General features: G+C 58.3%; 2 protein-coding genes. Both read left to right on the forward strand.

The annotated features are described in order from the left end of the window. On the forward strand, window positions 1-188 hold a 188-nt coding region (locus tag PMI18_RS09505), incomplete at its 5' end, for a hypothetical protein (protein WP_007903433.1). Window positions 189-664: 476 nt separating this feature from the next. Then, window positions 665-4,611 (forward strand): DUF5801 repeats-in-toxin domain-containing protein (locus PMI18_RS31585; RefSeq protein ID WP_007903435.1); only part of this gene is annotated, 3,947 nt, incomplete at its 3' end.

Consider the following 4,611-nt stretch of genomic DNA (forward strand, 5'->3'; position numbering starts at 1 on the left):
TGAAGATCATCGATGCTGGTTTTTCCACCACCACGACTACACCCGCTACCCTTGATCTGACGCTGGATTTCAAGGTCGTCGATAGGGATAGCGATTTCACCGATGTCCAGACGATTGATATCGAAAATCCTGTCGTGGTCGAACTGGTGGGAGTGACTAACCTGGCACCGACAGATTTGGTGCTTTGATCCGCCAGGAAGAGTACGCGCGCGACAGGATGTAAAACCTGTCTCGCGCGGTAATGCTGGCGACACGGTGATCGTATTGTTCGGTGTCAATCTTGCAACCGAAGTTGCACCGGGAGACTACGTCTGACCCCTTAATTTGCATGACTTCTTCAGGAGGTGTTTATTGGTTAGCCTCGCGGCCCACAAGGCAGCGGGGCTTTCCATTTCCGGTCTACCTCCCGGTATCCAATGTCGGTGGCCAAACGGAATCGAGTCCCCAACACCCTCTCTGATCAGAGCTCATGGTTGATCCATGGACCCTGTACTCATCGCGCCGCTCCTTCGCGTCCTCATCCCGTCTCCCCCTTCCAAGTAGTCTGAAACTCCCACCCCGTTTGGGAGTATCGGCCGATGCGCAATACCCGGCGCTTATCCATAGTTGCGGCCAATGGTCAACGGTCAGGCCAAGATGACCGCAATTGCTCTGGAGAAAAATCATGGCTATTGGAACCACCGGTGTGAACGTTTCGCTAGACGAAACGTCCGGGTTACAGAATCTCACCGCCACGCCAACCCCACCGGGAGACGCTGACGACAACGACATTCTGGTGGCCTCCCTGCCCTCGACCTTCGCTACCCGTTTGACCGCCCTGGGCGCCGGTACCGCAACGGGGGCAGCGTTGAGTGGTTATACCGGTGCCGTGGGTAACACAGGCAGCAATGCGTTCACCGTCACCACTGACCCCGGAGCCAGCATTACCAATATCAGCTTCGTCGACAGCGCCGGCGCACCACTCAATGGTCTGGACAGCGGTCTGGATACCCTCGATGGCACCAGCATCCTTCTCTACACGGATGCGAACAACGACAACATCGTTCTGGGCCGAGCCGGTGGCTCGACCGGCGCGATCGTGTTCGCCGCCTATATCGAAGAAACCGGATCGCCGGTCTCGGGCGGCAAGATCTGGACCGTGGAGTACCAACCGCTCAAGCATCCAGATGGGACGAATCCCGATGATTCGCTCAATCTGCTGGATAAGGTGTTCGTCGGAGCCAGTCAGGACCTGGAATTCAGCCTGGCCAATGCGCCCTCCGGTCAGAACCTCTTCCTGATGTTCACCAAAGCGAACCCGGCAACTGCAACTGTCGATGGTGTCTTGCGGATCACGGATCCCGTGATCATCGCCACCGGCAAGGATCCGGCGAATCAGTCAACTGGCGTCAATATAACGACTGGCGACACGATCAATACCAGCCAAGCGGGTGGCCCTACCACCTTTGGCACCAACAGCCAGATGATTACGGAACAGGAGGGCATCCGTTATTCGTTCGTCACAGGTGCCAGGCAGGATATGACCATTCCTAACCTGGATCAGAACGAAGCAGATGTTGAATCCAACATCGACTTTACCGGCGTCTTCAATGCGAAGATGGCCAATTTCGACGTCGTGCAGTTGCAAAGCGGCAAGAGTGCTGTGGTAAAAATCAGCGCATTCAGCACCGCTGTTGAATCTGGCGCGGCTTTCATCGACGGCTATGCGGGTGATGCGTCGGTTGCCATCACCAATGTTCGGGTCTTCAACATCAGCACCGGGCAGGTGATCGAGAACTCAAACGGATCGGTGAATGATCCGGCCATTACCATCACCCTGACTGGTGGGGTTGCAACCATCACCGGCATTAAAGCCGGCTACCAGATTGAATACACCACAGCGTCGGATCACAACCGCGTGCTCATCGAGAACGGAGCGGCCCTCGACGCCAAGGGCAATGCCCACGCCGATTTTGATATCGGTGGTTTCACGCTGGTCCAGGCCTCTGTTTCGAAAACCGAAATCGGCTCCAAAATGATCTTCGAGGACGACGGCCCGAGCGCGGACGTGGTTGATGGCGGCGGCGCGGTGACGATCGACGAGACGGCTGGCAACCAGGACAACGACAGCGATCTGGCAGCGGTTCTGGCCCTGTTCGACACAGAAGTAACGAATAAAGGCACGGACTTGAATCCAACCGAGTTCGCGATCAGCACCACGCCTTTGGCCACCACGACACTGAGCAGCTTTGGCCAGGACGCCGCGGGCGGGACGAAAGTGCTGTCGCTGGCGATTGTGGGCGGTGACGGCACCGACTCGTTGCTCAACACCACCGATGGCAAGGACATCTTGCTGTTCAAGGAAGGCAATCTGATTGTCGGCCGCTATGACGTGGCCAATGGCACGGTCACGGCAGATGATCCGGCGGCGTTCGCGATTGCGCTGCAACAGGACGGCAACGTGGCGGTGGCGCAGTATGTTTCGCTCACGCACCCTATCGCCGGTAGTTCGGCGGCGGATCATGACGACCGGGTCGATCTGGCCGGCCTGGTCAATGCGGTGGTGACGGTGACCGACGGCGACGGCGACACCAGCACCGATAGCGTCGGCATCGGCGACGACATCAACTTCGACGACGACGGGCCAAGCGCGGATGTGGCCGATGGTGGCGGCTCAGTGACGATCGACGAAACGGCCGGCAACCAGGATAACGACAGCGATGCGGCGGCGGTTCTGGCGCTGTTCGACACGGAAGTGCTGAACAAGGGCACGGACTTGAATCCAACGGAGTTCGCGATCAGCACCACGCCTTTGGCCACTACGGCGCTCAGCAGCTTTGGCCAGGACCAGGAGGGTGCGACGAAAGTGCTGTCACTGGCGATTGTGGGCGGCGACGGCACCGACTCGCTGCTCAACACCACCGATGGCAAGGACATCAAGCTGTTCAAGGAAGGCAATCTGATTATCGGCCGCTATGACGTGGCCAATGGCACGGTCACGGGAGCCGATCCGGCGGCGTTCGCGATTGCGCTGCTGCAGGACGGCAACGTGGCGGTGGCGCAGTATGTCTCGCTCACGCACCCTATCGCCGGCAGCTCGGCGGCGGCCCATGACGATCAGGTCAATCTGGCCGGCCTGATCAACGCAGTGGTGACGGTGACCGACGGCGACGGCGACACCAGCACCGACAGCGTCGGTATCGGTGGCGACATCAACTTCGACGACGACGGGCCGGCGGCGTCAGCCAACAGCACGGTGCTGCTCGACGACGATGCACTCACCGGTGGCAATTCTGGCGGCACGGACGACGATGCAGACGCGGCTAACGCAAGCGGCACGCTGGGCCACGACTTTGGTCAGGACGGAGCCGGCACGGTGGCCTATCTGACCAGCGGCGCACCCACAGGCTTCACCTATGTGGCCGATGGCTCCAGTTTGCTGGTCAAGCAGGGCACGACCACGGTGCTGACCCTGACGATGGTTGCGGCAACAGGTGCCTACTCGGTGGTGCAAAACAATCCGATCGCTCATGCGGCGGGTCTGAACGAGAACAACCAGGCGTTCACTATCAGCTATCGGGTGACCGATGGTGATGGCGATACGGCCGACGGCACGCTGGGGATCAACGTCGATGACGATACGCCCGTTATAGAGACAGCCCCTGTGCAGGATGTCGATCCCACTTTGGGTGCGACGTCATGGACCTTTTCGGGTGACTTCGCCTACTCGATAGGTGCGGACAAGCGCGGGCCGACCTACTCTTCGGCAGCGGACAGCGATTTTGCCGAACTCGCCCTCTCTGGTTCGGCGAACGATGCTGCGATCGTTGATCCAACGGTCACCTGGGATTCAGAGAGTCTCGCCGCTGCCACGTTTGATGTGTCGTTCAAATACGATCACGATCGCAATGCTGCCACCGCGACTGAACTGGTGGAAGGCACGCTGGTGTTTGACAAAGCCAATGACACCTACACCTTCGAGATGGATGCGCTGCAAACGACGCAAGACGTCACGCTGGGCGAAGGCACTGGATACGAAACGTATGACGTGGGTGGCATGAGCCCTTCCAGTGGCCCATCACCTGTGGCTACTGGGAAGCTTGGTGAAGGTTTCTTCATCCAGATCACGGGCTTCGAGGCACCACTGAGTGCCGGCGGCAATAGTGCCGTGGCGGAGGGTGAGCTGGTGAGCGGCACGCAGGCCCCTGTAACCTTGTCCAGCACTGCTCTGGGTGTCTCCGGAAATACGATCCAGGCAGGTGAAGCGGCCAACATCAATTTCTTCAAGACTGATCCGAAAGGAGATCTGGGCGCCGACGATTTTAGTTACGCGACCGATTTCTTTATCAAGTTCGATGGCTACGAGACTGAAAGCGATGATCTTTTGCTTATAGTCAGCCTTGCTGATGCAGATGATCCCTCCATCACTACAACACGTGCCATCTACGTCGACCAAGGCGATGTGTACGAGAACGATACGGTCAACACCGATCTTGTTGGAACCAAGTACGAGGCCCTTATCGCCAACGACCCAGCCGATCCGAACGACCCGTTCCTGGACAACAATGATGCTCTATTGATTGTTGAAAGTAATGACTTCAACATTCAGACCGGTGATAACTGGCTCATCAA

The sequence above is a fragment of the Pseudomonas sp. GM102 genome (assembly GCF_000282555.1).
Taxonomy (GTDB): Bacteria; Pseudomonadota; Gammaproteobacteria; order Pseudomonadales; family Pseudomonadaceae; genus Aquipseudomonas.